This is a genomic window from Corynebacterium tuscaniense (genome assembly GCF_008693065.1).
Classification (GTDB): domain Bacteria; phylum Actinomycetota; class Actinomycetes; order Mycobacteriales; family Mycobacteriaceae; genus Corynebacterium; species Corynebacterium tuscaniense.
Map to the genome: position 1 here is coordinate 1 of NZ_VXKH01000128.1, position 1266 is coordinate 1266.

A 1266-nucleotide genomic window follows, 5' to 3' on the forward strand; every position below is an offset into this window, starting at 1 on the left:
GGCTCCGATGCCGCCCCGCGCCTGCGCCAGCTCGAGCCGTGGCTGGACTACCTCATCGAACTCGGCTGCGACGGCCTGCTGCTCGGCCCCATCTTCGACTCCGTCAGCCACGGCTATGACACGCTCGATCACTACCGCATCGACCCTCGCCTCGGCACCAACGACGACTTCGACTGGCTCATGGCCGAGTGCCACCGCCGCGGCATCAAAGTCATGCTCGACGGCGTGTTCAACCACGTTGCCGCCACGCACCCGCTTGTTGCGGAAGGCCTCGCGGGCAGCACCAACTGGGAGGGCCACGAGGAGCTGGCCACCCTCCACCACGACGATGAGCGTGTGAAAGACCTGGTCACCGACATCATGGAGTTCTGGCTCGCGCGCGGCATCGCCGGTTGGCGTCTCGACGTCGCCTACTCCGTCCCGCCCGCATTCTGGGCCGAAGTCCTGGGCCGCGTCCGCGCCGACTACCCCGACGCGATCTTCCTCGGCGAGGTCATCCACGGCGATTACGTCCAAATCGCCGCCGACGGCACCCTCGATTCCGTCACACAATACGAGCTCTGGAAAGCCATCTGGAGCTCGCTTTTCGACGAAAATTTCTGGGAACTCGACCACTCCCTCACCCGCCACGCCGCCATCTGCGAAGCGATGGTCCCCAACACCTTCATAGGCAACCATGACGTGGACCGCATCGCCGCCAAAGTTGGCCCCGAGAAGGCGATCCTGGCCTTGGCTTTTCTCATGACCCTGCCCGGCATGCCCAGCATCTACTACGGCGATGAACAGGGCTTTCAGGCTATGCGCGGGGAAGGCTTTAGTGCCGACGACCCCGTGCGCCCGCCCCTGCCGGCAACCCCGGAAGAACTCTCGGACCTCGGCGCCTGGATCTTCCGTGAGCACCAAGCCCTCATTGGTTTGCGGCGCCGCCACCCGTGGCTCACCCGGGCGACGTTCGAAGTCCTGGACAAGACGAATGAGACGATTCGATATGAGGTGACCGATGGCGCGGATAAGCTTTCCGTTGAAGCATGGCTCCAGCCGACGCCCGGCGTGCGCGTAAGCAGCGAAGGCGAGACTATCTACGCGATGCCCGCAGAACCATAAACGAACCAACCAGGCCAAGCACGAGAAACAGCGCCGAAAAGCCGATCGACCACGCCGCCGACTGGGCGAACCCGGCCTCCAGACTGCGGATGACCTCCGCGCTTGCCCCAGCCGTCTCGCGCAGCGCCGTGATCGCCGAACCTGCCGACGACTCCGTAGCCT

Annotated in this window: 1 protein-coding gene and 1 pseudogene; one reads left to right on the forward strand and one right to left on the reverse strand. The window is 64.8% G+C overall.

The genetic code is table 11. The features are described from left to right. Window positions 1–1104: alpha-amylase family protein (locus F4V54_RS10810; protein ID WP_150387139.1), on the forward strand; the 1104-nt coding region annotated here is incomplete at its 5' end. Here the strand turns inward: F4V54_RS10810 and F4V54_RS11690 are convergent. Beyond that, a pseudogene (locus tag F4V54_RS11690) lies at window positions 1076–1266 on the reverse strand (MFS transporter); the annotation flags it as partial. The gene F4V54_RS10810 and the pseudogene F4V54_RS11690 sit on opposite strands and share 29 nt — an antisense overlap.